General features: G+C 56.4%; 24 protein-coding genes. 23 read left to right on the forward strand and 1 reads right to left on the reverse strand.

From position 1 onward, the window contains the following. Nucleotides 1-11: 11 nt before the first annotated feature. From ACTQY1_RS02875 to tyrS, 15 genes are all read left to right on the forward strand, one after another. Nucleotides 12-1043, forward strand: coding sequence for an aspartate-semialdehyde dehydrogenase (locus ACTQY1_RS02875; protein ID WP_022488303.1), 1032 nt, complete (start codon nt 12-14; stop codon nt 1041-1043). A 42-nt stretch (nt 1044-1085) separates the two neighbouring features. Beyond that, nucleotides 1086-2297, forward strand: a complete 1212-nt coding sequence (gene dapG, locus ACTQY1_RS02880) for an aspartate kinase (protein WP_022488302.1) — start codon at nt 1086-1088, stop codon at nt 2295-2297. Between the two features lie 12 nt (nt 2298-2309). Next, nucleotides 2310-3215 (forward strand): 4-hydroxy-tetrahydrodipicolinate synthase, encoded by a 906-nt coding sequence (gene dapA / locus ACTQY1_RS02885; RefSeq protein WP_022488301.1) that lies wholly within the window; start codon nt 2310-2312, stop codon nt 3213-3215. A 122-nt stretch (nt 3216-3337) separates the two neighbouring features. Beyond that, a complete protein-coding gene (locus tag ACTQY1_RS02890; RefSeq protein ID WP_022488300.1) occupies nt 3338-3925 on the forward strand; it encodes a TetR family transcriptional regulator in 588 nt (195 codons plus the stop codon). 129 nt (nt 3926-4054) lie between these two features. Continuing rightward, entirely contained in the window at nt 4055-5200 is a 1146-nt protein-coding gene (gene fucO / locus ACTQY1_RS02895; RefSeq protein ID WP_441373776.1) for a lactaldehyde reductase, read from the forward strand. Nucleotides 5201-5682: 482 nt separating this feature from the next. Continuing rightward, nucleotides 5683-6066: a metal-dependent transcriptional regulator gene (locus tag ACTQY1_RS02900; protein WP_022487596.1), complete on the forward strand. Its 384-nt coding sequence runs from the start codon at nt 5683-5685 to the stop codon at nt 6064-6066. A 160-nt stretch (nt 6067-6226) separates the two neighbouring features. After that, nucleotides 6227-6925, forward strand: a complete 699-nt coding sequence (locus ACTQY1_RS02905; protein ID WP_022487597.1) for a response regulator transcription factor — start codon at nt 6227-6229, stop codon at nt 6923-6925. Further along, entirely contained in the window at nt 6922-8574 is a 1653-nt protein-coding gene (locus ACTQY1_RS02910) for a sensor histidine kinase (protein ID WP_279127104.1), read from the forward strand. The genes ACTQY1_RS02905 and ACTQY1_RS02910 overlap by 4 nt, the downstream gene beginning before the upstream one ends. Further along, the gene (locus ACTQY1_RS02915; protein ID WP_195839626.1) at nt 8567-9589 is read left to right on the forward strand and encodes a M15 family metallopeptidase; all 1023 of its coding nucleotides are present in this window, start codon (nt 8567-8569) and stop codon (nt 9587-9589) included. Before ACTQY1_RS02910 ends, ACTQY1_RS02915 begins: the two co-directional genes overlap by 8 nt. Nucleotides 9590-9691: 102 nt before the next feature. Then, on the forward strand, nt 9692-10027 hold the full coding sequence (locus ACTQY1_RS02920; protein WP_022487600.1) for a YlbF family regulator: 336 nt from the start codon (nt 9692-9694) through the stop codon (nt 10025-10027). Next, nucleotides 10027-10938: a UDP-N-acetylmuramate dehydrogenase gene (gene murB / locus ACTQY1_RS02925; RefSeq protein WP_022487601.1), complete on the forward strand. Its 912-nt coding sequence runs from the start codon at nt 10027-10029 to the stop codon at nt 10936-10938. The genes ACTQY1_RS02920 and murB overlap by 1 nt, the downstream gene beginning before the upstream one ends. 76 nt (nt 10939-11014) lie before the next feature. Next, on the forward strand, nt 11015-11944 hold the full coding sequence (locus ACTQY1_RS02930) for a DMT family transporter (RefSeq protein WP_022487602.1): 930 nt from the start codon (nt 11015-11017) through the stop codon (nt 11942-11944). 15 nt (nt 11945-11959) lie between these two features. Continuing rightward, entirely contained in the window at nt 11960-12325 is a 366-nt protein-coding gene (locus ACTQY1_RS02935; protein WP_012938203.1) for a VOC family protein, read from the forward strand. Nucleotides 12326-12337: 12 nt separating this feature from the next. Then, on the forward strand, nt 12338-12778 hold the full coding sequence (gene mscL, locus ACTQY1_RS02940) for a large conductance mechanosensitive channel protein MscL (protein WP_195839627.1): 441 nt from the start codon (nt 12338-12340) through the stop codon (nt 12776-12778). Between the two features lie 78 nt (nt 12779-12856). Beyond that, nucleotides 12857-14083, forward strand: coding sequence for a tyrosine--tRNA ligase (gene tyrS, locus ACTQY1_RS02945; RefSeq protein WP_022487603.1), 1227 nt, complete (start codon nt 12857-12859; stop codon nt 14081-14083). Nucleotides 14084-14172: 89 nt separating this feature from the next. On the opposite strand, the gene ACTQY1_RS02950 is transcribed toward tyrS, so the two are convergent. Continuing rightward, nucleotides 14173-15630, reverse strand: a complete 1458-nt coding sequence (locus tag ACTQY1_RS02950) for a class I adenylate-forming enzyme family protein (RefSeq protein ID WP_022487604.1) — start codon at nt 15628-15630, stop codon at nt 14173-14175. Between the two features lie 319 nt (nt 15631-15949). On the opposite strand from ACTQY1_RS02950, the gene ACTQY1_RS02955 reads away from it, so the two are divergent. The 8 genes from ACTQY1_RS02955 (at nt 15950) to ACTQY1_RS02990 (ending at nt 26275) form a co-directional block, all read left to right on the forward strand. Next, nucleotides 15950-17539 carry a hypothetical protein gene (locus ACTQY1_RS02955; RefSeq protein ID WP_022487605.1) on the forward strand — a complete coding sequence of 530 codons (1590 nt, stop codon included), beginning with the start codon at nt 15950-15952 and terminating at the stop codon, nt 17537-17539. Next, nucleotides 17533-18945, forward strand: a complete 1413-nt coding sequence (locus ACTQY1_RS02960; protein ID WP_303225037.1) for a sensor histidine kinase — start codon at nt 17533-17535, stop codon at nt 18943-18945. The genes ACTQY1_RS02955 and ACTQY1_RS02960 overlap by 7 nt, the downstream gene beginning before the upstream one ends. Next, nucleotides 18920-19537, forward strand: coding sequence for a response regulator transcription factor (locus ACTQY1_RS02965; protein ID WP_012938209.1), 618 nt, complete (start codon nt 18920-18922; stop codon nt 19535-19537). Before ACTQY1_RS02960 ends, ACTQY1_RS02965 begins: the two co-directional genes overlap by 26 nt. Nucleotides 19538-19748: 211 nt before the next feature. Beyond that, nucleotides 19749-20849 (forward strand): nucleoside hydrolase, encoded by a 1101-nt coding sequence (locus tag ACTQY1_RS02970; RefSeq protein ID WP_022487608.1) that lies wholly within the window; start codon nt 19749-19751, stop codon nt 20847-20849. 16 nt (nt 20850-20865) lie between these two features. Further along, nucleotides 20866-22464 (forward strand): bifunctional metallophosphatase/5'-nucleotidase, encoded by a 1599-nt coding sequence (locus ACTQY1_RS02975; protein ID WP_022487609.1) that lies wholly within the window; start codon nt 20866-20868, stop codon nt 22462-22464. A gap of 143 nt (nt 22465-22607) precedes the next feature. Beyond that, nucleotides 22608-23636: a hypothetical protein gene (locus ACTQY1_RS02980; protein ID WP_154488171.1), complete on the forward strand. Its 1029-nt coding sequence runs from the start codon at nt 22608-22610 to the stop codon at nt 23634-23636. A 68-nt stretch (nt 23637-23704) separates the two neighbouring features. After that, nucleotides 23705-25147, forward strand: coding sequence for an SPFH domain-containing protein (locus ACTQY1_RS02985; RefSeq protein ID WP_154488170.1), 1443 nt, complete (start codon nt 23705-23707; stop codon nt 25145-25147). Nucleotides 25148-25165: 18 nt separating this feature from the next. Beyond that, nucleotides 25166-26275, forward strand: coding sequence for a TFIIB-type zinc ribbon-containing protein (locus ACTQY1_RS02990; RefSeq protein WP_022488112.1), 1110 nt, complete (start codon nt 25166-25168; stop codon nt 26273-26275). Nucleotides 26276-26285: the final 10 nt, after the last annotated feature.

Raw genomic sequence — 26285 nt, forward strand, 5'->3', positions numbered from 1 at the left:
AGACGAAAATCATGAAAGAATACAACTTGGCAATTCTGGGTGCTACGGGCGCCGTTGGACAGGAATTCATCAATCTGCTGAACGAACGGGACTTCCCCTTCAAAAACCTGAAACTGCTGGCTTCTGCCCGCAGCGCCGGCAAGGAACTCACCGTCCGGGGCAAGACATATAAAGTGGAAGAAGCCAAAGCCGACTCCTTTAATGGGGTGGATGTGGCCCTGTTCGCCGGCGGCAGCATCTCCAAGACCTTTGCTCCCATTGCCGTAAAGGCCGGTGCCGTGGTGATCGACAACTCCAGCACCTACCGGATGGATCCGGATGTGCCTCTGATCGTCCCTGAAGTGAACCCTCAGGACATTACCAAACATCACGGGATCATTGCCAACCCCAACTGTTCCACCATCATCATGGTCATGGCCCTGAAACCCATCTACGATCTGGCCCGGATCAAACGGATCATCGTCTCCACTTACCAGGCTGCTTCCGGCGCCGGCAAAGACGGGCTGGACGAACTGGAAAACCAGATCAAACAGGCTGCCCGGGGCGAAGAAATGACCGCCAAGATCTTCCCCAGCGCCAGCGCCAAGAAACATTTCCCGCTGGCTCTCAACCTGGTGCCCCAGATCGATATCTTCCTGGACAACCTGTACACCAAGGAAGAAATGAAGATGGTCAACGAAACCAAGAAAATCTTCTCCGATCCGGAAATGCGCATTACTGCCACCACCGTCCGTGTTCCCGTATACCGGAGCCACAGCGAATCCGTCAACGTGGAACTGGAACATGACGTGGAACTGGAAGACATCCGCAAGGCTCTGGCCGGCTTCCCCGGCGTGGTGCTCCAGGACGATCCTTCCCAGCAGATCTATCCCATGCCTCTGTACACCTCCGGCAAGAACGATGTGTATGTGGGCCGTCTGAGACGGGATGAATCCGCGGCCAACAGCTTCAACTTCTGGTGCGTAGGGGACCAGATCCGCAAAGGGGCTGCCCTGAACACCCTGCAGATTGCGGAAACCATGGTGAAGAACGGCTGGCTGTAAGAGAAAACCAAACGAGATATTCGAGGGGAGCCTGAGTTTAAAATGAAAATCATTGTACAAAAATTCGGTGGAACGTCCGTTGCTACGCCTGCCACCCGTGAAAAAGTGGTGGGCAAAGTCCAGGAAGCCATTGCCCAGGGATATTCTCCCATTGTGGTGGTGTCCGCCATGGGACGCCGGGGAGATCCCTTTGCTACGGATACCATGATCGATATGCTGAAAAGTGTGAACCCCAACCCGGCTCCTCATGAACTGGATCTTCTGATGGCCTGCGGAGAAATCATCTCCTCCACGGTAATGGCCGCCACCCTCCAGGAAAAAGGCCTGAAGGCTAAAGCCCTTACCGGGGGCCAGGCCGGCATGATCACCGATGATGAATACGGCAATGCCAAAATCCGCACGGTGGAACCGGACAACCTGCTGGAACTGGTGGAACAGGGGATCATCCCTGTAATCTGCGGGTTCCAGGGGGTAACCGCCGATCACAAGAACGTGACCACCCTGGGCCGTGGGGGCAGCGATACCTCTGCCGCCGCCTTCGGGGTAGCCGTCCATGCGGACAAGGTGGAAATCTACACCGACGTGGACGGGGTCATGACCGCCGATCCCCGGATTGTAAAGGATGCCCACATCATCAAACAGATCTCTTATGATGAAATCCGTGAAATGGCCCACCAGGGCGCCAAGGTCATCCATCCCCGGGCGGTGGAAATCGTTATGCGTTACGGGGTCCCCATGGTGGTAAAGAGCACCTTCTCCGAAGCCCCTGGTACCCTGATCAGCAAGGAAGACCAGCCCAAGGAAATGGAAGAAACCGATTCCCTGGAAGAAAAACATGCCTGCGGGGTGGCCAGCAAGAACAACATCGCCTTCTTCTCCGTGAACCTGGAAACCAATGACGGGGCTGAACTGTTCGACACCCTGGCCAAAAACGGAGTGAGCATCGGTACCATGAGCCTCCAGCCCCATTCCCTGATGTTCGCCGTGTACAGTGCTGCTGCCGCTGATGCGGAAAAAGTGCTGAAAGCGGAAAACTGCAAGTACACCAAAGTGGAAGACTGCGCCAAAGTGACCGTGGTGGGCTCCCATATGGGCGGTGTGCCTGGCATCATGGCCCGGTTCATCAACGCTCTGGCCAAAGCCGGCATCGAGATCCTTCAAACTACAGATTCTGACAACCTGATTTCCGCCATTGTACGGGAATCCCAGGTAAAAGAAGCAGTCAATGCCCTGCACGCTGCTTTCCAACAATAAAAGGTGGTTAGCATGAACAAGAAACCTTATTTCGGAAGACTGATTACAGCAATGGTGACCTTCTTCAACGAAGACGGCTCCCTGAACGCGGACGGGACGGCGGAATTCGCCTCCTGGCTGCTGGACCACGGCTCTGATTCCATCCTGGTCAGCGGCACCAGCGGGGAAGCCCCCACCATGACCTATGCAGAAAAAGAAGAACTGTTTACCAAAGTCATCGCCAAGGTAAGAGCCAAAGGCAAAGGCCAGGTGATCGTAGGCACCGGCTCCAACAACACGGCGGATGTACTGGAAATGAACAAACTGGCAGAAAAAGTGGGCGCCGATGGAGTCCTGGTGGTGGGGCCCTATTACAACAAGCCCTCCCAGGAAGGTTTCTACCGTCATTTCAAGACCATTGCAGACAATACCAGCCTGCCCATTGTGATCTACAACGTGCCCGGACGGACCGGCAGCAATATTTTGCCTGCCACCGTTGCCCGTCTGGCCCATGAATGCAAAAACATTGTGGCCATTAAAGAAGCTGCCGGCAATGTAAGCCAGGTGGAAGACCTGTACCGTCTGGTGCCGGAAGATTTCTCCATTTACAGCGGGGACGATGCCCTGATCCTGCCTTTTATGAGCGTAGGCGCCGTAGGGCTGATTTCCGTCCTGAGCAATGTGAACGGAGAACTGATCCAGGAGATGATGCAGAGCTTCGAACAGGGTAAAGTCCAGAAGGCCCGGGACTTGAACAAGACCATGGTCCTCCAGTCCCGGAGCATGTTCCTGGTGAGCAACCCCATCCCCATCAAAGAAGCCGTAGGACTGATGACACCCTTCAACCCGGGGCCCTACCGTCTGCCCCTGTGCCCCATGACCGACGAAGAAAGAGAAAAGGTCACCCGGGCCTGGAAAGAAAGCGGGCTGTTGAAGTAAACAAGGTCAAGGGTCAACGGCCTGAGACCAGGGGGTGTGAAAAAATGATTCTTCATTTTTTCACACCCCCCTTTTTTTGCTATAATAGGGTCTGTACACCATAGCAGGGAGGGACGGACCCAATGGCAGAACCACAGGAATCACAGCATACCGGGGAATCCGGGGGCAAATACCGGCTGGCAGAGGCGGTGAAACGGCTGATGGCCCGGCAGAGCCTGGAAGACATCACCGTAAAGGAAATCACCGGGGAGGCCGGGGTATCCCGCCAGACCTTTTACCGGCACTTTCTGGACAAATATGATCTGGTGAACTGGTACTTTGATGAACTGCTGGCCAATTCCTTCCGGGAAATGGGCTACGGCAGGACCATTTACGAAGGCCTGGTCCGGAAATTCCGCTATATCCAGGCGGAAAAGGTGTTCTTCCGGGCGGCGTTCCAGTCGGACCAGCAGAACAATCTGAAAGACCACGACTTCCGGAAAATCTATGGGTTCTACCAGGACCTGTACCGGAAAAAGACCGGGAAAGACCTGGAGCGGGCAGTGCTGGCCCTGTTGGAAATGTACTGTCAGGCCTCCGTCTACATGACCGCCAAATGGGTGGGACGGGGAACCCGGGATGCAGCTCCGGAACAGCTGGCGGACCTGATGCTCCAGGCCATGCCGCCTGCTCTTACGGACCTTTTCGTCCGCTGTGACCTGCTCCGGTAATGACTGAACAGTCAAGGTGACAGATGAGGAAAAGTGTCACTTGTGGAACTTCTCTTTCTTTTTTACAATGGAATCAAAGAACAACGGACTGTGTTCCGATTCCGTAACAAAAGAAAGGGGAGTTTTTTTATGGCAAACAGAATTTCCTTGAACGGTACTTCCTATCACGGCAGCGGTGCCATTAAAGACATCATCACCGAATTCCAGAACAGAGGGTTCACCAAAGCTTTCGTAGCCTCCGATCCGGACCTGGTGAAGTTCAACGTCACCGCCAAAGTCACCGATCTGCTGGATGCGGCCAACATTCCCTACACCGTCTATTCCGACATCAAACCCAATCCCACCATTGCCAACGTCCAGCACGGGGTGGAAGCCTTCAAAGCCTCGGGCGCTGACTGTATCATCGCCATCGGCGGCGGCTCCTCCATGGATACCTCCAAGGCCATCGGCATCATCATCGCCAACCCGGAATTTGCTGACGTCTGGAGCCTGGAAGGCTACGCTCCCACCAAGAATCCTTCCGTGCCCATCCTGGCTGTGCCCACCACCGCCGGTACCGCTGCGGAAGTGACCATCAACTACGTGATCACCGACGTGGAAAAAGAACGGAAATTCGTCTGTGTGGATCCCCATGACATGCCTGTAGTGGCCTTCGTGGATCCGGATATGATGTCCAGCATGCCCAAAGGCCTCACCGCTTCCACCGGCATGGACGCCCTGACCCACGCCATTGAAGGGTATACCACCAAAGCCGCCTGGGAAATGACCGACATGTTCCACATCGAAGCCATCCGGCTGATCGCCGAAAACCTCCGGGGCGCAGTGGCCAACACCAAAGAAGGCCGGGAAGGCATGGCCCTGGCCCAGTACATTGCCGGCATGGGCTTTTCCAATGTGGGACTGGGCATCGACCATTCCATGGCCCACACCCTGTCCGCCCATTATGACACTCCCCACGGAGTAGCCTGCGCCATGCTGCTGCCCATTTCCATGGAATTCAATAAGGAATACACCGGCGACAAATACAAAGCCATCGCCAAAGCCATGGGGGTGGAAGGAGTGGATTCCATGACCCAGGAAGAATACCGGGATGCTGCCATTGCCGCTGTCCGGAAGCTGTCCCAGGACGTGGGGATCCCGGAAAAGAACGAAAAGATCCGGGAAGAAGACCTGGACCAGCTGGCCAAAGACGCTCTGGCCGACGCCTGCTATCCCGGCAACCCCAGAGAAGCCACCAAGGAACAGGTCATCGAAATGTTCCGGAAACTGATGTAAGGAAAGGGAAAGTCTCCAGCCTGAGGAGAGGGGCTGCTGCGCATGCAGCAGCCCCTCTTCTGTGTCCCCCTGAAAGGGGGACACATCTGGATTCCTTGGTTACGGGACAACATCGGGTGTTGTCGCTCCTGGGGTGGAGCACGCGGGTGTATGGGTATAGAATTTTTTGCCCTCTGGGCGGCCGGGACGGGCGGGCCTGACAGGCCCGCCCCTACAGCGTTGGGGTCGGAGACTCGTACATCTGGCGAACCGCCTGTTGTGCGTCCTCTACGGGCCCATGCTCTTCACTCTGCACTCTTCACTCTTTACTTTCGGACATGAATGAATAACTATACTGTGATGAAGGTTTTACTGAGAACTTGTTGACACATACCGGAGATCCTTCCCCGTTTGCACAATTGCTGAACATAGTGTAGAATAGAATGTAAACACTAACCAAAATAACCAGCATCTCCGATGCTGCAGCAATAAGGTGAAAACGTATGGAATACCATGAATCAGAATCCACGGAAATGTACCTGGAAACCATCCTGGTGCTGAAAAATCGTCTGGGGCTGGTACGCTCCATTGATATTGCCAACGAAATGGGCTATTCCAAGCCCACCATCAGTGTGGCCATGAAAAAGTTCCGGGCAGAGGGCCTGGTTACGGTGGACGAATCGGGCTTTGTGAACCTGACGGAAACCGGCCGGGATATTGCGGAACGGATCTATGAGCGGCACCAGGTGCTGACCCACATCCTTATATCCCTGGGCGTCTCCCAGGAACATGCGGAACACGATGCCTGCAAAATCGAACACGATATCTGTGACGAAACCTTTGATGCTCTGAAAAAAGAATATCTCCGGCTCCGGTCGAAGAAATGAGCCAGGAGGGGGACTGCTGCAAAGGCAACGGTCCCCCTCTGTTGACATTTTATGATATAATAAACCAATGGAGTGCCGCTTTTGGACACTCAGTTATGGGTCCTGGAAGAAGGGATTCTTTCAATCCGGCAGCTTTCTGCCAGAAGAGTGAGGGCTTTCTATGAACAAACAACAGACCGTATTGATCGCGGATGACGAACCGCAGATCCGTGAGATTTTAAGCATTTATTTCAAAAAAGAGGGCTTCAAGGTCATTGAAGCGGCGGACGGGGCAGAAGCCCTGGTCCAGGTCCAGGCCGGCAAGCCGGACATTATCCTGCTGGACATTATGATGCCTGTATTGGACGGACTGGAAGTGTGCAAACAGGTCCGGAAGATTTCCGACATTCCCATTATCATGCTCACGGCCAAGGATTCTGATGACGACCGGATCCTGGGACTGGAGATCGGGGCGGACGACTACATTTCCAAACCTTTCAATACCCGGGAAGTGGTGGCCCGGGTGAAAGCGGTGCTCCGCCGGACCAACGCCTCCATGAACAGCCAGAACAAACAGGTGCTGGAATATCCCAACCTGATGATCAATCTCAGCGAATACCGGGTGGTTGCCTTTGGCCGGGAAATCACCTTCACCGCCAAGGAAATGGAACTGCTCTGGTGCCTGGCCTCCAATCCGGGGATCGTGTTCAGCCGGAACCAGCTGCTGGAAAAGATCTGGGGCTACACCTACTACGGGGATACCCGTACTGTGGATACCCATATCAAGCGGGTCCGGCACAAACTGGACATTCCGCCGGATTCCACCTGGGACATTATGACCGTCTGGGGTGTGGGCTACAAGTTTGAGGTCAAAAAGTGAAGAAGTCATTAAGCACCAGGCTCATGTACAGTTACATGGGCCTGATTCTGGCTATTATCGTGGGAATTTCCGTAGGCCTCAGCTACCTGATCACCGATTATTTCTTCCGGACCAAGGAACTGGAACTCAATGACAAAGGCGGCCAGGTGGCCATGATGATCCGGTACTTCGACGCCACGCACATGGACAAGACCATCCTTCGGGAATATCTTACTTCCATGGACCAGCTGGTGGGGGCCCGGATCTGGGTGTTCAACAACCAGTTCGACCTGATCGGGGCTTCGGAAACTGGTACGGAATACGAACAGGTCCATGATGGATCAGATTCCTCCAAACAGGAACGGGAAGCCAAGCGCCGGGAAAAATGGATGAAAAGCGTGGCGGCCATCGATCAGCAGATCCAGGAAGGAGGCCCCAACAGCGAGCGGTTCCGGAAAACCCTGGCGAAAGTGTACAGCGGGGACCGGGTCAATGAACGGATTTATCATCCCTACTACAAGGAACAGGTGCTGATGGTGGGGATCCCCCTGAAGGACACCCGGGGGGAAGTGACCGGGGCCCTTTTGCTGGCGTCTCCTTTGGGAGGCCTGAACAAGGTGCTGAAGGATATTTACATCTACACCATCATTGTGGGGATCATCGCCCTGTTCGTCAGTGTGATTATTGTCAGCGGGCTTACCCGGCGGATGGTGAAGCCTCTGATTTCCATGAAGAATTCCGCCAAGGCCATTGCTCTGGGGGACTATTCCCTGAAAGTGGCAGTGGACGGAGATGACGAAGTGGCGGACCTGGGACGGAGTCTGAATTCCCTGGGCCGGGATCTGGAACAGTTCGTACGGAAAAGCCGGAAAATGGAAAAGATGCGCCGGGATTTCGTGGCCAATGTGTCCCACGAGCTCCGGACTCCCATTACCATTATCCAGGGCTACAATGAAGCGTTGTCCGATGGGACCATTACGGATCCGGAAGACATCAGGAAATACCGGAAGCTGATCAACGACGAAACCCAGCGGCTGGAACGGCTGATCAACGAACTGCTGGACATCAGCCGGCTCCAGCGGGGTGAAGGAGAGGAAATGGAACCCATCCCTTTGGGCAAAGTGGTGGAAAGCGTGGTGAACATGCTGGAAGGCCGGGCCAAGAAACGGGATATCCGGTTGGAACAGTATGTGGATGACAGCCTTCTGGTGTACGGCAACGGGGACCGGCTGTATCAGCTGGTGATGATCCTGGGGGACAATGCCATGAAGTATTCCCCGGACAGTTCGGTAATCCGGTTCCAGGTGATGGAAAACCGCCAGAAGGGTACCGTGCTTACCGTGGCCGACCAGGGCTTCGGAATTCCTGAAGAGGACATTCCCTATATCTGGGAGCGGTTCTATAAGGCGGACAAATCCCATTCCCGGCATATTCCCGGGACGGGGCTGGGACTGGCCATCGGCAGGGAAATCATCCGGATGCACAAGGCCAGGGTCCAGGTCCAGAGCAAGGTGGGCAAGGGCACGGCCTTTGTGATCACCTTCCCGCCCTGTGCCCCTCCGTCTAAGGTGGATGCCAACGGGGCCCACGAGGCGGAAGTGGTGGAAAACGTCCATCCCCTGCCGGAGGACGATACGGTGGAACAGGAAGGAGAGAACCGGGATGTTTAAGAAAACGGCAATCCTGTCAGCCTGTCTTTGTGTGGGGCTGGCACTGACGGCCCGGGCGGCAGCCTGGGAACCGGAGGAACTGAACCGGGAAGAAGCGGCCCTGGTGGGCTTTTATCAGGGAAACGGAGAGCAGGTGGCGGTCCGGGAAAATAAGGGCCAGCTCCAGCTGCTGTACCGGTTCCAGAGCCAGGACCGGGATTACACCGGCAGTAATGTGTACCAGCTGGTGAAGAACCATTACGACAATTATGACCTGCGGGAAGTGGGACCCAACACCGATGCGGACAGCACGGTCCGGTTCGACCGTGACAAGAACGGCCTGGGGATCAGCCTGAACCTGGGCCAGAAAAGCTATACCCGCCGATTCACCGGTGGGGAAAACGGCAAACCTGTCCGGGTGACGCCTCCCAACCCCATGGAAGAACTCCGGAAGGAAGCGGCGGCAGCCGTGCCACCCAGTCTGCCCTATGACAAGACTGCGGACCTGGTGGATGTGGCCCAGACCGTACCCGGGGTAAAGCTGGATCTCCGGTACACCACGGACAACAATCTTTTCGGGGCGCCTCTGGTGCTGCGCCAGAACGCCCTGTTGGACCGGAGCGCCGCCCAGGCCCTGGCCAGGGTCCAGAACGGACTGCGGCCCTATGGATACGGCCTGGTAGTGTGGGAAGCCTACCGGTCCTGGCAGGATTTCAAACTGGCCACCCTGGCTTTGGGCAAGGACCATGCAGATATGCTTCCCAAGGCGGAAGAAGGGTATTCCCACAATTCCGGCCGGAGCATCGACGTGAGCCTGTACAGCCTGGACACGGGAGAAGAAGTACCCATGATCTCGGATTTTGACGAACCCTCCCCGGCCCAGTATGCCCAGTTTGCCGGAGGGACCCAGAAGCAGCGGTATCTGAGGGACCTGCTCCGGCAGCAGATGACCCTGCAGGGCTTTACGGCCAGCGATATGGAATGGTGGCATTTCGATTACGACGCCGGCAGCCGGTACCAGGTGCTGAACCAGTGAAAAGGAGCCGGCTGCGTTTCCTTTGGAAAAATTTGTCTGCAAATTTTATCCTTTTATGGTAAAATTAATAAGATATGAATCTATTTTTAGGAGGTTCAGACCATGAACGTTTATGACGAAATGAACAATCTTTGCAAAGCCATTAAGGAATCCCATGAATATAAAGTGCTGGTGGAAGCCAAAGGGAAACTGGCCTCGGATTCTTCTGCAGAATCCATGGTGAAGGATTTCCTGAAGCAGAAACAGGAACTGGAAATCGCCCAGTACCAGGGCCAGAAACCTGATGATGCCAAAGTGAAGAAAATGCAGGAACTGTACAACGTGCTCCAGCTGAACCCGGTGGCCGCAGAATACATCCAGGCCTACATCCGGTTCCAGATGATGTTCGGAGACCTGTCCAAGACCCTCAGTGATACGTTGAAGGAAGTTATGGACTGATGACCATGTCTGGTTTACTTTCTTTTCTGGAAGAACACCTGCCCGGGAAATTCCAAATCAATGCCCCTATGGAACAGTACACCACCTTCCGGGTAGGGGGGCCGGCGGACCTTCTGGTGGCACCGGAGACCCGGGAAGAGGTGTGCAGCCTCCTTCAGGAGATCCACCATCAGAACGTCCCGCTTACGGTAATCGGCAACGGATCCAACCTGCTGGTCCTGGACAAAGGCGTCCGGGGCTGTGTGGTGAAACTGGGCCGCAGCCTGAAGAAGCTGGCCATTGAAGGTACCACCATCCGGGTGGAAGCAGGGGTGCTTCTTTCCCGGTTGGCTTCGGCGGCGGCAGAAGGAGGACTGTCCGGCCTGGAATTCGCTTCCGGGATCCCCGGCAGCCTGGGGGGCGCCATTCTTATGAATGCCGGTGCCTACGGGGGCGAAATCGGCACCCTGGTCCGTACGGTGACTGTGGCGGATACCCAGGGCAGATGCCGGACCCTGGACCGGGAAGAAATGGACTTCCGGTACCGCCATTCTGTGGTGATGGAGACCGGGGACATCATTCTGGATGCCACCCTGGAACTGACCCGGGATGATCCGGAAGCTATCCGGCAGCGGATCAATGATCTGACCCAAAAACGGGTGAGTAAACAACCTTTGAATTTCCCCAGTGCGGGAAGCACTTTCAAGAGACCTCCAGGATATTTTGCAGCGGCACTGATCGACCAGGCAGGCCTTCGGGGCTACCGGGTAGGTGATGCCCAGGTATCAGAGAAACACACCGGTTTTGTGGTGAACCGGGGCCATGCCACGGCCACGGAGATCCTCCAGCTGATGGACGACGTGAAAGAACGGGTCCACGCCATGAGCGGCGTCTGGCTGGAGCCGGAAGTCCGGATCATCGGTGAGAAATAACCATCTGTTATACCCAGGAAACGCCTCCGCGACGCTTCCTTTGGATTTTATCCTGGAAGGAGTCAAGTAAAATTTTATGAATAAGGGGTATATTTTCGTCCTTGTAACCGCCTTTCTGTTTGGGACTATGGAAACGGCCCTGAAGTTTTTCGGGAACATGTTCCATCCCATCCAGATCACATTCCTCCGGTTCCTGATCGGGGGACTGGTGCTGATGCCCATGGCCTTCAGCGCCCTGAAGAAAAAGAACGTCCAGCTGAACGGACAGGATCTGAAATTCTTCCTGTTTTCCGGTTTCCTGGGGGTTGTGGTCAGCATGATCCTGTATCAGATGGCCATTGTCTACGGCAAGGCTTCGGTAAACGGGGTCATCTTCAGCTGCAACCCGGTGTTCGTGGTGCTGTTTGCCTATTTCCTGTTGGGTGAGCCCATTGACAAACTGACCGTCTTTTCCCTGATGGCCAGCTTTGCCGGGATCATCTGCATCGTAAACCCGGTGAACATGTCCGGCAGCCAGCTGAGCATCATCCTGATCCTGCTGTCTGCCCTGACTTTTGCCCTGTACGGCATCGCCGGACGGAAACACGCCCAACGCTACGGGGGCATTGCCATGACCAGCCTGAGTTTCATCTGCGGGTCTTTGGAAATGCTGGTCCTGATCGGGATCTCCACCTTTGAACCGGTGCGGAACCTGATGCTGTCCCTGGGACTGAAAGTCTTTACGGACATTCCCATTCTCAGCGGCCTTACCGCTGCCCACATCCCGCCTCTGGCCTACATCGCCGTAGGGGTGACGGGGCTGGGATACGCCAGCTATTTCCTGGCCATGGAATATACGGACCCTGCTACCGCGTCCCTGGCTTTTTACATCAAACCCATCCTCACCGCCTTTATGGCCTGGCTGGTGATTGATGAGCCCATTACGGTGAACATGATCGTGGGCATCGCCCTGATCCTGTTCGGTTCCTGCCTGTCCATTATTTCCAAACGGAAAAAGGCAGCCTGAAGAAAGGAAGAATCCATGAACTTCAAATTTGTCCACAACAACTTCAATGTGCTGGACCTTCAGAAATCCCTGGCTTTTTATAAGGAAGCCCTGGGCCTGGAAGAGACCCGGCGGATCGAAACCCCGGATTTCACCATTGTGTACCTGGGGGACCATCAGACCAGCCATCTGCTGGAACTGACCTGGCTGAAGGACCGGAAGGAACCCTACAACCTGGGGGACAATGAATTCCACCTGGCCTTTGAAACCGACGACTTTGCCGCCGCCCATGCCAAGCATGAAAAAATGGGCTGCATCTGTTTTGAAAACCCGGCTATGGGGATTTATTTCATCACCGATCCGGACAACTACTGGCTGGAAATCCTGCCGCCGAAAAAATAAAGGAGAACAATGATGGGGAGCTTTTTCAAGGAATTCAAAGACTTCGCCCTCCGGGGCAACGTGGTGGACATGGCCGTCGGTGTTATCATCGGGGGTGCTTTCGGGAAGATTGTCTCTTCCGTGGTCAACGACATTATCATGCCCCCTCTGGGGATCCTGATCGGGGGCGTGGATTTTTCTGACCTGTTCATCAATCTGTCCAGCAAAAAGGTGAATACCCTGGCGGAAGCCAAAGCCGCCAACCTGCCGGTGATCGCCTATGGCAGCTTCATCACCAATGTCATCGATTTCATCATCATGGCCTTTGTGATCTTCTGCCTGGTGTCCCTGATGAACCGGTTCAAGAAAGAAGAACCCAAAGCAGAACCCACCCTGTGTCCGTTCTGCAAAATGCCGGTGGATCCGGAAGCTACCCGCTGCCCTCATTGCACGTCTGAAATACCCAAGAAATAAGGAACCGGGCTGGTCAGGCTGCCATCGGCCGGGCCAGCCGGCTTTTTTGTGTTGAAAATTGCTACAGGAGGATGTTCCATGAACGTATTGGATGTACTGGAAGAACGGGGATACCTGAAACAGATGTCCCACCCGGATGAAATCAGAGAACTGCTGGGAAAGGAAAAGATCACTTTCTATATTGGCTTTGACCCTACTGCGGACAGCCTCCATGTTGGTCACTTCATCGCCCTGATGGTCATGGCCCATATGCAGCGGGCCGGCCACCGTCCCATTATCCTGCTGGGCGGGGGCACCGGTATGGTCGGAGACCCCAGCGGCAAGAATGAAATGCGGAAGATGCTTACCCCGGAATTCATCAACCACAATATCGAATGCTTCAAGAAACAGATCGGCCGGTTCATCGACCTGTCCGAAGGGAAGGCCATTGTAGCCAACAACGCCGACTGGCTGCTGAAGCTGAACTATGTGGACATGCTCCGGAGCGTAGGGGTCCATTTCTCCGTGAACCGGATGCTGGCCGCTGACTGCTACAAAACCCGTCTGGCCAGCGACAACGGGCTGACCTTCTTCGAAATGAACTACATGATCATGCAGGCCTATGACTTCTATACCCTGCACAAGAAATACAACTGCGTCATGGAACTGGGCGGGGACGACCAGTGGTCCAACATGATCGCCGGGGTGGAATTGATCCGCCGGAAGGACCGCCAGCCTGCCTACTGCATGACCAACACTCTTCTGACCAACAGCCAGGGCCAGAAAATGGGCAAGACCGTAGGCGGCGCTGTGTGGCTGGATCCGGAGAAATTCTCTCCTTACGATTTCTACCAGTACTGGCGGAATATCGACGATGCGGATGTGGAAAAATGCCTGGCGCTGCTGACTTTCCTGCCCATGGATGAAGTCCGGCGGCTGGGGGCTCTCCAGGGTGCGGAAATCAACGAAGCCAAGAAGGTATTGGCCTACGAGGTGACCAAGATCGTCCATGGGGAAGCAGAAGCGGAAAAGGCGAAAAACGCCACGGAAGCGTTGTTCGGTTCTGGCAGCAACATGGACAATGTGCCCACCATCACCGTCCGGAAGGACGAATGGGGCTGCCGTCTGCTGGATCTCCTGGCAGAAAACAAGGTGATCGCCACCAAGAGCGAAGGCCGCCGGCTGATGCAGCAGAACGGCCTGTCCATCGAAGATGCCAAGATCACCGACGTGGACACCGTTGTGGACGACACTCTGTTCGACGGCAAAGAAAGCCTGCTGCTCCGGAAGGGGAAGAAGAAGTACTACCGGTTGGTAAGGGGATAAAAAAATGGGGCTGTTGCGTGAGCAACAGCCCTGTCAACGGTCAGCTGACAAAAAAGGAGTACTGCACGCTCATGTGCAGTACTCCTTTTTCATCTAAGTTCCTTCTTCGCGATTTTCCCCGTTGCCAGGTGGGGCATGGCTTCCAGCTGGCGGAATACCCGGGGGACTTTGTAGATGGCCAGATTCTGCTGCAGGTATTTTTTCAGGGCCCTGGGGTCCACGGTTTCCCCTTCCCGGACCGTGTAGAAGCAGCATCCGGCCTGGCCCCGGAGCTTGTCCGGGATGCCGATGACCGCCGCTTCGTCGATGCCCGGGTAGGCATAGACCAGTTCTTCGATTTCCCGGGGATAGATGTTTTCCCCCATGCTGATGATCATGTCCTTCAGACGGTCCACGATCCGCAGGTATCCGTCCTGATCTTCCACCACCACATCGCCTGTGTGGAGCCATCCGTCCACCAGGGCATCTGCCGTGGCTTCCGGCAGATGCCAGTAGCCCAGCATCACATTGGGTCCTTTGACCAGCAGTTCGCCCCGGCTGCCCTGGGGCATTTCCCGTCCCTCCGGATCCACCACCTTCACCTGGATCTCCGGCAGGGGCAGGCCAATGGTGCCGCTTTTCACCTTCTCCGGGGGATTGACGGACACCACCGGCGAAGCTTCCGAAAGGCCGTATCCTTCAATGATGGGCTGATGGTACCGGGCTTCAAAAGCCTGGAGAAGGGAAAGCGGCATGGCGGTGCCTCCCACCACGGTGTACCGGACGGAGGTCAGGTCCTCCGGCTGTCCCCGGCGGATGAGCAGGGAACAGAGGGAAGGCACCAGGTACAGCACCGTCAGCTGCTGGTCCCGGATGAAATGGACAATGTCCTTCAGGTTCACGCTGTCATACAGGAAGAGGGAGGCTCCCACCAGCAGTGGATTGATCAAGGCGGTGATCAGGCAGAAACAGTGGTACAGGGGCAGCACCGCCAGCACCCGGTCCTCTGGGGTGATGCGGAGGATTTCCTGGAACTGGCGGGCGTTGCAGGTCACATTGGCGTGGGACAGCAGAGCCCCTTTGGGCCGGCCGGTGGTGCCGGAAGTATAGATGATGAGGAAAGGCTCCTGGTCCGTGAAGGTTTCCGAAAGAGACGGCGCTTCCGGGGCCGGGCTGTCCAGATACCCGTCCAGAGGCAGCTGGCGGATGGATCCCTCCAGATCCGCCGTGGCTTCCAGGGCGTTCCAGGCAAAAGGATTACCGGTATAGAGCAGTAAACTGGACTCAGAATCCCGGAGGATGAATCCCACTTCCCGCTGGCTCAGCTGGCTGTTGATGGGTACGGCAATGGCGCCCAGGGAAGCCAGGGCCAGATAAGCAACGATATAGTGGACGGTTTTCCGGGAAAAAATGGCAACACGGGTCTGCTGCCGGATCCCCTGGGCATACAGGGCATTCCGGCATTGACGGACCAGAGTACGGAGATCCAGGTAGGTATAGGAACGGCCCTGGTCAAAGACCGCCAGCCGGTCCGGTTCACCAAAGGACAACAGATGGTGGACGAGCATGGTAAGGCCTCCTTTTATCAGATTCCTCTTTCTATTGTACCGTGAAAAAAGAAAATAGGGAAGAGTGAAGAGGGAGGCCGGGATGGGGTTGTTGCACGTTCTGTGCAACAACCCCCTAGTCGTAGAGACGCATAGCGGCTTAAGTCTGGAGCCTGAAGGCTGGAGCCAAATGTTGAATTTGCAGGCAAATTTTTGAATATGCTGCAAAAACTGGTTGCCGCATACCGCAGGCAGCAGTCCCTTTTTCTTTCCCTTTCCTTCATGGTATAATGAGGAAAAAGTCATGCTAATCACTTAGCTTGACAGGAGGGAGGGGACCATGGAGCAATTTTTACAGGAAATGACAGAGCTCCTGCCGTTCCTGCAGGAACCCCGGTTTGGCATTCCTCTGCCTGTATTGTATCTGATCATAATGATCGGGGTGATCCTGTGGGGTGGGTCCCTCCGGGAACGGATCTTCCAGCTGGGGGCCCGGGAGGCGGTGGGCTGGAGCATCTGGGTGTGGCTGGTCTGGCTGACCATCCGGCTGCTGCGGCTGACCCTGATTACCGGCTGGGCTGCCCTGGCCCGCCTGCTCTGGTACGGCTATTATCCCTGCATGGGGCTGCTGGCTTTTCTGGTGGTCTGGATCAGCTATGCCAGCAACCGGAGACCGGAAGACAGGGCTCTTCCCCGCTGGCTCCAGGGCCTGCTGCTTGTTGACCTTCTTTTAGCCGGGCTGGCCCTGACCAATGACTGGCATCAGCTGGTGTTCCAGATCCAGCCCAGTACCAATCCCCACCAGGATATCTATACCTATGGCTTTGTGTATTACCTGATCCTGTTCAGTTATCTGGCCCAGCTGCTTCTGGCCAATGGGTGGCTGTGCTGGAGGGCTTTCCGGGAAAAAATCAGTCTGGAGAGGCTGTGGCAGCCCTTTACGGTCATCCTGCTGTACGGAGGATACATTGCCGGCTATATCCTGCGGGTTTCCTGGATCTTCCGGAGTGAACTGGTCCTGTGGACGGCATTTTTCGGTTTCCTCTGGATGGAAGCCCTGCTCCGGTCCCGGCTGCTGCCGGGGAACAGCCAGTATCGGGACTGCTTTCTCCATTCCCGCCTGGGGCTGACCATCCTGGACCGGCAGGGACGGACGGTGTACCAGTGCCAACAATTGCCCGTCCCTCCGGACGGAGACTGGCAGCGGAGGACCATGCCCATTTCCGGGGGACAGGTGGTATGGTACCAGGACATGGGCGAACTGCGCCAAAAAAAGAAAAAACTGGAACTGACGGCCCAGACCCTGCAGCGGGTCTACCGGCTGCGGCGGAACTGGGAAAAGATCCGGCGGGAACGGATCCATCAGCAGACCCGGCAACGGATTTATGAGGAAGTGGAGGGCATACTCCAGAGCAAAGGGCCCCTTTTCCTGCAGTATGCCCGGGCCCTGGAGCAGGCCCAACCAGGAGAGGGCACCCGGCAGATGGTGGCACGGCTCAATGTGCTGGCTTGTTATTTGAAGAAAGAATGTGTCCTGCTGCTCCGGGGACGGGAAGACAACAGCCTGCCGGTCCGGGAACTGCAGCTGGCGGTCCGGGAACTCTGCCATTACCTGGAACGGACCGGACTGAAGACGCTGGTGGACGATCGTCTGGAGGGGCAGCTGCCGGTGACAACGTCCCTGGCTTTCTTCCAGCTGCTGGAGGAGGCTTCGGAAGAGGCGGTGCGCCAGGGGGAAAGTTCCCAGATCTGCTGCTTCAAAGAAAGTGAGAAGGGATGGGAGCTGTCCCTGCTCTGGGATCCCCGGCCCTGGGTCCGGGAATTTGTGGCGCAGCATCAATCTCGTTATGGCAGGGGCCTGTTCTGCCGGGAACTGGAATACGGGAGCAGTCTGGTTCTTCAGCACCAGAAGGGGGACGGATCATGGTAGATTTTGTAAAGCTGGGACCTCTGTTCCACCGGGTGCTGGTGCTGCTGGGCTTTGTGGGGCTGATGAGCCAGAGCCTCCTGATCTATTTCCTCCAGCCCCTTCCCCGGTTCCGGTTTCGCCGCCGGAAAGCGCTGGAAGGGGTGATCCTGGTCCTCCTGATCCTCCTGGAAAGCGATCTGATCCAGGATATCCAGCTGGGTCGGGAAGAGCCCTATGGTACGGGGTTCCGTCTGGTCCTTGGCGGCAGTCTCCTGGTGCTGGCCCTGTGGCAGCAGGGAGATTCAATCAGGTGTCTGTCCCTGTGCCTGGCCGGAATGGCGATCCTGCCCTTTTTCGACGGGAGCTATCCCTGGGAGATGGGCCTGGCCCTGGGGCTTTTTCTGGTGCGGTCCCTGGATCTCCTGCCGGAAACCATCCAGGAAAAACGGATGCAGATCACGGAGTATTCCATCCAGGAAGCCATTGATTCTTTAGAGGAAGGGGTCCTGATCTCGCTGGCTAGCGGCGAACCGGTGCTGATGAACCGGGCCCTGTTCCGGTATACGGAAAGTGTCCTGGGGGTGGGGATCCGGAACGGCAATATGCTGTGGCACCTGCTCCAGGAAGTCCGCAGGCCCGGGCTGCATCGGGAAAACCAGGGCAGAGGGCTGCTTTTCCGGCTGCCGGACGGCCGCTGGCTGCTGTTCCAGCGGGTCAAGATCTATTTCCAGGGGCAGTCCCACTGGCAGCTGACTGCCAGTGATGTCACGGAACTCCAGCGGCTGAACCAGTCCCTGGACCAGCAGAACCGGCAGCTGCAGCAGAAAAATGCTGAGCTGAAGGAACTGCTCCAGCATGTCCAGGAAATCCAGAGCCGGGAAACCCTCCGGGAAATCCGGATCCGGATCCATGACCTGATGGGGATGCGGATCAGCCTGCTCCAGCAGGTGCTGAACAACAGGGATTTCGCCGATTACCAGCGAATCATGCCCCTTTTGGTCAATATGCTTTCTGATGTGCGGCAGGAAATCCGGGTGAAACCCCAGGTGCGGCTGGCTGAACTGGTTTCTGTGTACCGGAAGCTGGGGGTACTGGTCACCGTGCGGGGAAATCTGCCGGAGGAGGAATGGAAAGGGGAACTGTATGTGCAGATCATCCGGGAAGCCCTGACCAATGCCGTCTGCCATGGGCGGGCCAGCCAGGTGGCTCTGGTCCTGGACGAAGAAAACCTTCTGATCCAGGACAATGGACTGGGCTGCACCGGACCCGTCCAGGCAGGAGGCGGGCTTACCGGGATCCGGGAAAAAGTGGAAAGCCGGGGCGGGAAACTGGACGTTTCCGGGACCCCTCATTTTATACTGAAAATCCGTTTTGGGATGGAAGAAAAGGAAGGGACGAACGATGATCCGTATTCTGCTGGTGGATGACCAGAAAATCCTGCTGGATGGGCTGGCCAGGCTGCTGGAACCGTATGAAGACCTGGAGGTGGTGGGGCAGCTGCCCTTTTCGGAAATGGTGGAAACAGCCTGCGGCCGGCTGAAGCCCCATGTGGTACTGATGGATATCTGCATGGAAGGGAAGACCAGCGGGATCGAATGTACCCGGAAGATCAAAAAGCATTTTCCCCAGATCAAAGTCATCATCATGACCGGTTTCCAGGATGTGCATTTTGTGGAACTGGCCCAGGAGGCGGGGGCGGACAGTTTCATCTACAAAGAAAGTGCTGCAGACCAGTTCGTGGACTGCATCCACCGTACCATGGAGGGGGAGCATCTGTTCCCGGATGTACAGGAACGGACCACCTTTGGATTTTACAACGCCACCCTGACCCAGCGGGAAATCCAGATCCTGCACCTGGTCTGCCAGAACCTGAGCTATCAGGAAATCGCCGACCGGCTGCAGCTGACCCGCCGGACCGTCAGCTTCCACATCAGCAACATGCTCAGCAAAACCGGCCACAAAAGCCTGGTGGGACTGGCTGTGGAAGCGGCAGAGAAAGGGTATGCGGGGAGGGAGTAGGTCTGTTGCTGGGGCAACAGACCCTGTCAGCAGTCAACTGTCAACTGCCGAAGGAAGCCAGTAAACTGGCTTTGAACAAGGGCAACAAGCTGACAAAATGGAGGGGTGTTGTACTTTTTGTGCAAAACCCCTCCATTTTTCTCAACCCTGTACTTTAGTACAGTGCGGAAATCTCCTTCTTCCGGTATACTGGAGACAGGAGGTGAAGATAATGAAGATACAGAATGATTTCAGAAAATTCTTTCGTATTGTGGGGATCCTGGCGCTTGCGGTCCTGGCCCCTTTGGGGCGGGGGCTGGCGGCTGAGAAGGAAAAGGTGATCCTGGATACGGATATGGTGGAACTGCTGGATGACGGGGTGGCCATGATGATGCTGGCCCAGGCCCCCAACATCCAGTTGGAAGGGGTGACCATCGTCTTTGGGAACACCTGGGTGGAAACCGGCACCGCAGCGGCCATCCGTCAGTTGGAAGGGATGGGACGGAAGGATATCCCGGTGTTCATGGGGGTGAATGAACCCACCCGGAAAGACCGGTTTGCCCATATGGCGGAAGAAAAACGCCTGTACGGACAGAATTTCGACAGCCATAAAGGAGCCGCCGGCTATCCCCGTCCGGCTTCCTGGCAGCAGGTATACCGGGAACGGTACCACCGGGAACCGGAACTGGAGCCCCGGAAGGAAAGGGCGGCAGACTTCATTGTGCGGACCATCCGGAATAATCCCGGTCAGGTGACCCTGGTGGCCATTGGCAGCGGAGCCAACCTGGCGGCGGCCCTGGACCGGGATCCGGCCATTGCCGGGCTGGTGAAACGGGTGGTGTACATGGCCGGAGCCTTCATGGTGGAAGGCAATGTGATGCCCCATGGAGAATTCAATGTGTGGATCGACCCGGAATCCGCCCGGAAAGTGTACCGGGCACCCTGGACGGAACAGGTGTTCCTGCCTTTGGATGTGTGCAACACGGCCAAATTGAGCCGGCAGGAATACCAGCGGCTTACAGGGAAAATTACCCAGCCCTGGGCCCGCACCATGTGGAAGGAGTACTGGGCCGGACCTCTGTTCCAGCAGGATCCGGGCTTTTCCAGTTATGTCTGGGATGTGCTGGCTGCTGCGGTGGTCATCGATCCCCAGGTGATCACCCGGGAAGAAACCCTGCCGGTGGATGTGAATGACCAGGTGGGACCGGGCTATGGAGATACCATGGCCTACCGGGGCTTCGGACCGGAAGGGACCCAGAAGGCCCGGATCGTCTTTGCCGTGGACCAGGACCGGCTGTGGCCCATGGTGGAAAAAGTCTTCGACCGGCTGTAACCAAAAGGAGAAAACTATGACCAACCGCAAAAAACTTTTCCGGGCCGGTGCCTCTGCGGCTCTCCTGGCTCTTTTGATGCCCCTCCAGGCCTGGGCCCAGGTGGTGCTGCTCCACACCAACGACATCCACTGCGGGGTGGACAAAAATCTCACCCTGGCCCGGGTGGCGGCCTATAAAAAGCAGCAGAAAGCGGAAAATCCCCAGACCCTGCTCCTGGACGCCGGGGACGCCATCCAGGGGGAACCTTTGGGGAAGCTCACCGACGGCCGGGCCATGGTCCGGATCCTGAACGCTGCCGGGTATGATTTCGCCATTCCCGGCAACCATGAATTCGACTATGGTATGGACAATTTCCTGTCCCTGGCCCAAAAGCTGAAGTGTGGGTATACCAGCTGCAACTTCGTCCGGCGGGATACGGGGAAACCGGTGCTGGCGCCCTACCGGATCTTTCCCTTTAAAGAACGGAAGGTGGCGCTTATCGGGGTCACCACCCCCGGTACCCTGGTTTCGTCCACGCCCCGGTTCTTCCAGGACGGGAAAGGCCGTTTCATCTATGGGTTCTGCGAGGACAAGGAAGGGGTAAAGCTTTACAGACAGGTCCAGGATACCGTAGAGGAAGCCCGGGAACAAGGGGCGGATACGGTGATCCTGGTATCTCATCTGGGCAGCGACGGCTCCATCCCCGTGTGGAGCAGCCGGGCGCTCCTGGCCCATGTAACGGGAGTGGATGGGCTCATCGACGGCCATTCCCACGAACAGTACGAAGTGTATTACCCGGACCGGAAGGGCAAAATGATCCCGGTGGCCCAGACCGGGACCAAGCTCCAAACCCTGGGACGCATGGTCATCGAAGATGACGGTACCATCCGGGGCGAACTGATCCGAAATCTGCCGGCACCGGATCCCAAAGTGGAGACACTGGTACGGAAAGAACTGGCTAAAGTGGACAAGGTTCTGTCCCAGAAGGTGGGAGAATCCTCTGTAGAACTGGTGGATTCCCTGGAGGGCCAGCGGGCCGTGCGCCAGAAGGAAACCAATCTGGGGGATTTTGCCGCAGATGCTTTCCGGACCTGTTTCAAGGCGGATGCGGCCCTGATCAACGGGGGCTCCTTCCGTTCCGGTCTGCCTCGGGGCGCCTGGACCCGGAAGACCCTTCTGACACTGTTCCCCTTTGGGAACCAGGCGGTGCTCCGGAGCGTTTCCGGCCAGCAGCTGCTGGATGCCCTGGAACTGAGTGTATCCCATGCGCCGGAAGAAAACGGCGGGTTCCTCCAGGTATCCGGGCTGACCTTTGTCTACGATCCGGCCATCCCCTCGCCGGTGAAACTGGATGACCAGGGAAATTTCGCCCGGGTGGAAGGGGAACGGAGGGTCCGCCAGGTGATGATCGGCGGCAAACCCCTGGATCCGGCGGAAGACTATCTGGTGGCCGGGACCAGCTACATCCTCAGTGACGGCGGCAACGGCTATACCATGTTTCGGGACACCACCCTGGTAGCGGAACCGGGCCTGTCCGACGTGGAAATCCTGGCTGATTACGTCCAGAAACAGGGCGTCAGCGAAGCCTATCGGAAGCCGGAAGGACAGGGACGGATTCAAGTAAATAGGAAATAAGAAGTCAGACCCGGCCCTTAAGGGGCTGGGTCTGACTTCTTTTTTACCAAAACCTGTACTTTAGTACAGTGTGTTCCTTCTGAAAATTCTGTACAATAAAAGCAGAAAGAGAACGAACGGATATCTGGAGAAAGGAGCATACTATGAAAAAGACATGGAAACAAATTCTGTTGGGAGCATTGACCCTGTGTGTCCTGGCATCCGGCTGCGGTGGGGGAAACGGGGGCGGAGGAACCCCTGAAGACCCCAACGCCGACCTGCCGGTGCGGAAGAAAATCAGCACCCCGGTGGCATCCAGTTTTAAAGTAGACGGCCGGACGGTGAACATCTATGAATATACCGGGCTGACCTTCAAGGACCAGATCCTGTGGACGGACACCCTGGCGGTGGACGGGGACCGGATTTACTTCTTCGGCTTCGACAACAAGGACGAAACATACCGGACCAAACTCCGGTCTGTCAGTTTCAAGGATGAGACGCTCAGTGACCTGAAGGTGCTGGATGAACGGGCCTACTGGCGGGACAAACTGGTGGTATCCAACGGAACTGTCTATGACTGGCACAAACAAGGGGATTATAAAAGTCGTGAAAAGAAAAATGAAGCTTCCTATTGGCATTATTACGACGGAAAGACCATGGTGCCCACCGATTTCACCGGCACGACTCTGATTCCCATCGATCAGGGGAAGGATGTGGTCTTTACCCAAAAATGGGACTACTGGACCGGGATCCTGGACAAAGGGACCCTTACCAAGGGGAAGGAACTCCTTACCGTAGAGGCGATAAGGAAGGCTGGACTGAACATCAAGAAACAATGGGCGGACAAGGACGGATTATACCTGATGGGGTATATGAAAAACGACAAGGGTGAAAATCAAAATGTGGTCCGGCAGTACAGTCTGCAGGACGGACAGCTGATCCAGTCCTTTGAGGGACCTCTTACCAAAGAAGGCCGTGGGTACGTGGTCACCGAGCACCGGGTGGTGCTGGGACAAGAAGGCGGCATCTACTGGATTTACCGCAAGAAGGATGGAAAGCTGTTGGGGAAATTCAAGACAGAACCCAAACTGACCATGGAAATCCTCACCCCCATGAAAAACGATTCCATCCTGATCTACCGCCGGATCAGCCGGGAGAAAGGCGAAGCCAAACTGTACCGGATGGATCTGTAGGGGAGAAAAGAGGGAAGAGTGTAGAAGATATGGAAAATAGGAACGGATTGAAGAAAGAGAGGTAAATTATGGGACTGATCAAAGCAGGGATGGGCGCTGTAGGCGGCGTGCTGGCCGATCAATGGAAAGAGTTTTTCTACTGCCAGATGGCACCGGACATCCTGATGATGAAAGGCCAGAAACGGACCGGGAGCCGGAGCTCCAACCAGGGCGACGACAACATCATCAGCAACGGATCCCGGATCGCTGTGAACAACGGCCAGTGCATGATGATAGTGGAAAACGGCAAGGTGGTGGATCTGTGTGCAGAACCGGGGGAATACACCTACGACAAAAGCACCGAACCGTCCATCTTTACCGGAGACCTGAAAGACAATGTGAAGGAAATCTTCAAACAGATGGGGAAACGGTTCACCTTCGGCGGGGATACCGGTAAGGATCAGCGGGTATACTATTTCAATACCAAGGAACTGATCGGGAACAAATACGGGACTCCCAGCGAAATCCCCTTCAAGGTGAAGGATGACACCACTGGCCAGGTGCTGACCATCCGGCTCCGGTGCTTCGGAGAATACAGCTACCGGATCACGGACCCCATCCTGTTCTATACCCACGTGGCCGGGAACGATTTCGACGAATACCGCAGGGAAACCCTGGACAGCCAGATGAAAAGCGAACTGCTCATGGCCCTGGCACCGGCTTTTGCCCAGCTCAGCGCTCAGCGGATCGACTACACGGAAATCATGGCCCATACCTTTGAACTGGCGGAAGCCCTCAACGATGTCCTGAGCAAAAAATGGCGGGACCTCCGGGGTATTGAAATCGTTTCCTTCGGGATCAGCAATATCAAAGCCAATGAAGCGGATGAAGAAAAGATCCAGAAGGTCCAGATGGGCATGACCATGGGCAGCGATCCCCGGATAGCCATGGGGGCCGTGGTGGATTCCAGCACCGATTCCATGAGGATAGCGGCAGGAAACCAGAACGCCGGAGCCGCCTTCGGGTTCATGGGCATGAATATGGCAGGGAATGCCGGGGCGAACATGTTCCAGGCCCTGGCAGGCCAGGCGGCGGCCCAGCAGCCGGCCCCACCGCCGGCAGAAGCACCACGTCAGCCCAATGGGTTTGCCCCAGGAGCGGCGGCTCCCAATGGCTGGGACTGCAGCTGCGGCCAGAAGGGCAATACCGGGAAGTTCTGCATGGCCTGCGGCGCCAAAAAGCCGGAACCGGCAGGGACCTGGGACTGCGCCTGCGGCCACAAAGGGAATACCGGGAAGTTCTGTATGGAATGCGGCGCTCCCAAACCGGAAGCCCAGCCCCAGGGATGGACCTGCCCCGGCTGCGGCACGGTGAACCAGGGAAAATTCTGCATGAACTGCGGAGCCAAAAAACCGGAGGATGCACCGCTGTACCGCTGTGACAAATGCGGCTGGCAGCCCCCCGATCCCCATCATCCCCCGAAATTCTGCCCCCAGTGCGGAGATCCTTTTGACGACAACGACAAGACCTGAAACAGGAGGTGAGTGAAAATGACCGATACCTCTGTTGCCTACAAGTGTCCCAACTGCGGCGGGCCCCTGGAATTCCAGCCGGGGGCAAGCCAGGTGGTCTGCCCCTACTGCGATACCAAACTGGACGTGGCACAGATGGAAGCCCTCTTTGCCCGGCAGCAGGAACGGGCGGCAGCGGCCCAGGAGGCCAAAGAAGAACGCTGGAATACGGAAATGGCGGGCAAGGAATGGAGCACGGAAGAAGCTGCCATCCTGAAAGCCTTCACCTGTTCCGCCTGCGGGGCGGAAATCGTCTGTGACGAAAACACCCTGGCTACCGAATGCTGCTACTGCGGGAATCCCACCATGCTTCCCAACCGGTTCAGCGGCATGCTGAAGCCGGATTACGTGATCCCCTTCCAAAAGACCAAAGAAGATGCAGTGGCGGCCCTGAAGGAATTCTACAAGGGCAAGCGCCTGCTGCCGGCGGCCTTTACGGCCAACAACCGGATCCAGGACATCCAGCCCATGTACGTGCCCTTCTGGCTCTTTGATTCCAAGATCCATGCCAGTGCCGACTTCCAGGGGGAAGACGACAATGTGATGGAAACCAGCGATGAGATCATTACGGAAACCCGGGTGTTCCAGTGCATCCGCAGCGGCCGGATGAGTTTCCACAAGATTCCGGTGGATGGGTCCAGCAAAATGGACGATACCTACATGGAAAGCATCGAACCCTTCGATTATTCCCAGATGGTGCCCTTCAGCCCGGCCTATCTCACCGGTTTCCTGGCGGATAAATACGATGTGGATGCGGAAGCTTCCGTGCCCCGGGCCGATGAACGGGTGGAACGGTCCGCCGTAGGGGTGCTGGAAGAAACCGTCAAGGCCAGGGGCTATGACCGGACCATCCTCAAGGACAGCGTGGTCCGGAAGGAAGAAGACCAGGTGGCCTATGCCCTGGCTCCGGTGTGGATCCTGACCACCCGGTATCAGGACAAACCCTACACCTTTATGATGAACGGACAGACCGGGAAGATGGTGGGGACACTGCCCTATGACAACCAGAAATCCCTGATGATCATGGGGGCTGTGGCGGCCATCCTCACACCGGCGCTGTATTTTGTGGCAAAGATGTTTCTGACGTAAGGAGGTCATC

The sequence above is a fragment of the Acidaminococcus sp. HCP3S3_G9_1 genome (genome assembly GCF_052122455.1).
In the GTDB taxonomy this organism is placed as follows: Bacteria; Bacillota; Negativicutes; order Acidaminococcales; family Acidaminococcaceae; genus Acidaminococcus.